This is a genomic window from Halorubrum sp. SD612, from assembly GCF_002135005.1.
Genome location: NZ_NEWI01000194.1, coordinates 1 through 4,075 on the forward strand (window position 1 = coordinate 1; position 4,075 = coordinate 4,075).

The following is a 4,075-nucleotide window of genomic DNA, read 5'->3' on the forward strand; positions in this document are numbered from 1 at the left end:
CGACCGGGTCGACGCGGCTCGGGTCCTCGCCCAGCTCCGGCGGGTCGAGCGTGAACGCGTCGTAGTCGGCGTCGACGCCCTGCCCCGAGGAGAACTCGTGGCCGTCGTCGTCGCGTTCGTCGGTCATGCCCGCGGATTGGCGGTCACGACGCGTAAGGGTTGCGTCGCACCGGGTCCCGCGGGGAACGTTCGCACGGGAGGACACCTTTTACCGCTGCGGAGCGTCTCCTCGCGCGCATGCCCTCCAAACTCCGACTCCCCACGCGGCTCCGGTTCGGCGTCGCGGCCCTCCTCGTCGCCGTCGGCGCCGCCGCGAGCCTCGCGGTCGCGCCGGAGCTCCCCGAGCGGATGGTGACGCGGTGGAACGCGGCCGGCGAACCGGCGGGAACGCTCTCGAAGACGGCCGGGATGTGGCTCGTTCCGGGGCTCGCGGCCGGGCTGCTCGGCCTGTTCGCGCTGCTCCCGCGGGTCGATCCCCTCCGCGAGAACGTCGCGGCGTTTCGGGTCCACTACGACCGGTTCGTGGTCGTGTTCACCGCGTTCCTCGTCGCCGTCCACCTCGCCGTGCTCGCCGTCAACCTCGGCTACGCGGTCGACGTGACGACGCTCGCCGTGGCGGGCGGGGCGGCGCTGTTCTACTACCTCGGGACGCTGTTGCCCCACGTCGAGCCGAACTGGTTCGTCGGGATCCGGACGCCGTGGACGCTCAGCGACGACGCCGTCTGGGAGCGGACACACGCGCTCGGCGCCCGGCTGTTCACCCTCTCGGCCGTGATCGCGGCCGCCGGCCTCTTCTTCGGCGAGTACGCCGTGTACTTCCTCGTCGGCCCGGCGCTCGCGACCGCCGCGATCACCGTGGTCTACTCGTACGTCCTGTACGCGAGGGGGCCGGCCGAGGGGGACGACGGCGAGCGAGCCGACGGCGGGGACGGCGGCGAGCGAGCCGACGGCGACGCTGCGTCCCGAACCGCGAAGTAGAGCGTCGCTCGGGTGTCCGACCCGGAGCGTCCGGCGTTCGGGCGAGTACCGCCCCGGTGCCCGGCGTTTATATCCGCGGCCCCGAAGGGAGTGGTATGACCGAGGAGTCACGCGCTGACCGGCGGTCTCCCGTCGGCGAGCCGGTGGTCCGGTCCGACCCGGCCGTGACCGGCGACCGGGCCGCGGACGCGGTGGGGTTCGACCCGAACGACCCCGACAGCGTCGCCGAGGCCGCGGAGACGGTGGGCCGCTTCGCGGCCGGCGACGTCGGCGACGGCGACAACGTCTTGATGCTGCGCGGCGCCGCCGCCTGCGCGGCGCTCGTCCGCGGCGTCGGGTCGTACAAGGAGGCGGCCGAGCGGGCGGGCGAGGACGTCTCCGTCGCGTTCATTCGGAAGTGGGCGCGAGTCCACGACCTCCCGCAGGCGATCCGGCGACAGGTCGCCAACGGGCGGATCGCGCCGAGCGCCGCGAAACACGTCGCACGGCTCGGGGGACGGGACCGGTATCTGCTCGCGTGGGCGGCGATAGACGGCGACCTCACGGTGCGGGAGGTGCGCGGGATCGCGTCCGCCGTCAACGACGGAGCGGGCGTCGAGGCCGCCGTTCGCGAGGCGGGCGTCGAGCTCGGCCGGTTACAGGTCAAACTCCCGGCCGAGACGTACGTCGAACTGCGGCGCCGCGCCTCGATGGGGAACGTCGAGCCGAGTGCGATCGTCGCCGACGCGGTCGACGAGTACCTCTCGGACGACCAGTGACGGCGCTAAGCGGCGGCGAGACGACGGCCCTAGCTCGGACCGCGGTTCTAAACGTTTATCCGTCGGCTGGCCTTACGGCGATTCGTCTGGGCCGGTAGCTCAGTTAGGGAGAGCGTCCGGCTTTTAACCGGACGGTCGGGGGTTCGAATCCCTCCCGGCCCGTACACCGAACCGCCGAGCAACAGCGAGGCGGTGAGGGAACCGGCCGAGAGGGATTCGAAAAGACCGGTCGCGCGCAGCGAACGGAGTGAGCGAGCACGTCCGGGCGTGGTTCGAATCCCTCCCGGCCCGCTGTACCGCCGCGAGCACTACCGCGAGCGGCGGTGCTGTGCGAAGGAGGGTTCGAACCCTGCCAGAGGCAGCCCGCGCAGCAAAGCGAGCAGGAACCTCTGGCTTTAGTTCGAATCCCTCCCGGCCCGTACACCGAACCGCCGAGCAACAGCGAGGCGGTGAGGGAACCGGCCGAGAGGGATTCGAATCACTCACGCCGCCTCGCCGACCCACTCCAGCGCCGCCCGCCGACGGTCGAGGAGCGTTCCGAGGTGATCGGCCGCGACGGTCTCCAGCGTCCCGTCGACCGCTTCAACGAGCGTTCGAACGGGCGGAAGCGGCGTGTTCTCGTCGCTCGTGCCGTGCCACGCGCGGACCGGAACGTCCGACGGCTTCGGGTCGAGCGACGCGCCAGCGAACGCCCGGTTCTCGCGTTCGACCGCCCTCGCGCCGCGGTCGAGCGCCTCGTGGAAGTCGGCCGCCACCGCGTCGGCAACCGACTCGGAGACGGAGCGGTCGGTGTACTGCGAGACGACCGCGCTCGGCCCGGAAACCGACGCGACCGCCTTCGAGAGCCGGAACACCGCGCGCAGCGCGAACGGGACCGACGCGAGCGTCGCGAGGGCGTTCTCGGCCGGCGGGACGACGCTGCTCACCAGTCCGACCCGAGCGATTCGCTCGTCGTCCGCGGCGGCGAGCGCGAACGGCCCGCCCCCGGAGAAGCCGATGGCGCCGACCCGATCGACCGACTCCGCGTCGAGGAGTTCACCGAGGTCGGCCGACCAGTCCTCCCACGACCACGCGGCCGGCGGCGACGACGACTGGCCGTACCCCGGACGGTCGGGGACGAGGAGCCGAACGCCGGCGTCGGCCGCGGGCTCGGACAGCAGCGCCCCGAACAGCCGGGATCCCGGCGTACCGTGGTGAACGACGACCGGGAACCCGTCCGGGTCGCCGCCGGTCGCGTACGAGAGGGTTCGTCCGTCCGAGAGGGTACACGCGTCCGTCGAGCGTTCCGCTGTGGCGGGCGCCATGGTGGGACCTAGGCGGGGGTTCTCGGAGACGGTAAAAACGGATTGCGGTGTCGGGCGTCGCGCGGCGGACGCTAACGGTCGTCGAAAGGGGGAAGAGAGCGTGTGACGCGTCGGCACGTGCCGCTCGCGAGTGGCGCGGACCGCTTTCAGTAGCCGAGCTGCTCGCGCACGAGGACGACCGTCGTCCGGTCCTCCTCGGTCTCGCGCCGGTAGATCAGCTGCTTCGCGATCGACGACTCGACGCCGTACGCCTCCTGTGCGCGCTCGTTCTCCAGCGGGTACGCGACCGACTCAAGCCGGTCGAGGGCGTCGTCGAGCGTCGGGACGATCTTGTTGATCCCCGTGACGATGACGACGTTGCCCGCGGCGAACGGGTACGCGCCGATCCGGCTGCCGGAGAGGTCGGCGGCGACCAGCTCGCCCGTCCCCGCGACCGCGTTGATGCCGCCGAGGAAGTAGTCGGCGGTCTGGGACTCGCGTCGCGCGGTCTGTCGCTCCGCGTCGTCGTCGATGCCCCAGATCTGGTCCGGGAGGCTCTCCCACTCGTGGTCGCCCTCGCTCAGGAACTCGTCGAACCCGATCTCCTCGAGCGTCGTCGAGTGCCCGTTCATCACCGAGACCCCCGCGGGGATCTGGGACTTCACGGCCTCCAGCGCCTCGTCGGCGTCGTCGACGAGGACCACGTCGAAGCCGCGCTCCTCCAGGTTCGCGACGGTCTCCTCGACGGTCTCGTCGTCGGGGAGCTCATCTAGTTCCGCGTCGATCTCCGTCTCGTCTGCGTAGTCGGCCTTCTGCTGTGGCATGGTGAACGTGAGAACCTCGTCGGGAGATCGGAGGGCCGGGAGTCACTTAACCGCTCGCGGACACCGCCGTCCGGTGGTTACGCGGGTGTTACCCTCGTGTCGTCGCCGACGAATATGTGGCTCGATACCGATGAACGCGGCCGCTCGACGAGCGCGTCGCTCCGCGGTCGAGTCGTCGGTAAAAATCGCGTGTCGGCGAGGCCCGGAAGGGCACGCGACGGTCGGTCTGCGG

4 protein-coding genes and 1 tRNA gene are annotated in these 4,075 nt (G+C 71.3%); 3 read left to right on the forward strand and 2 right to left on the reverse strand.

What is annotated here, in order from left to right; genetic code table 11:
• Positions 1-237: 237 nt before the first annotated feature.
• From B9G38_RS14825 to B9G38_RS14835, 3 genes are all read left to right on the forward strand, one after another.
• The gene (locus B9G38_RS14825) at positions 238-978 is read left to right on the forward strand and encodes an SdpI family protein (RefSeq protein WP_086220890.1); all 741 of its coding nucleotides are present in this window, start codon (positions 238-240) and stop codon (positions 976-978) included.
• A 95-nt stretch (positions 979-1,073) separates the two neighbouring features.
• Positions 1,074-1,736 (forward strand): hypothetical protein, encoded by a 663-nt coding sequence (locus B9G38_RS14830; protein WP_086220891.1) that lies wholly within the window; start codon positions 1,074-1,076, stop codon positions 1,734-1,736.
• Between the two features lie 88 nt (positions 1,737-1,824).
• Positions 1,825-1,898: transfer RNA gene (locus B9G38_RS14835), tRNA-Lys, on the forward strand.
• A 320-nt stretch (positions 1,899-2,218) separates the two neighbouring features.
• On the opposite strand, the gene B9G38_RS14840 is transcribed toward B9G38_RS14835, so the two are convergent.
• Both B9G38_RS14840 and B9G38_RS14845 read right to left on the reverse strand, forming a co-directional pair.
• Positions 2,219-3,040, reverse strand: a complete 822-nt coding sequence (locus B9G38_RS14840; protein WP_086220892.1) for an alpha/beta fold hydrolase — start codon at positions 3,038-3,040, stop codon at positions 2,219-2,221.
• 146 nt (positions 3,041-3,186) lie between these two features.
• On the reverse strand, positions 3,187-3,843 hold the full coding sequence (locus B9G38_RS14845; RefSeq protein WP_086220893.1) for a lactate utilization protein: 657 nt from the start codon (positions 3,841-3,843) through the stop codon (positions 3,187-3,189).
• Positions 3,844-4,075 lie beyond the last annotated feature (232 nt).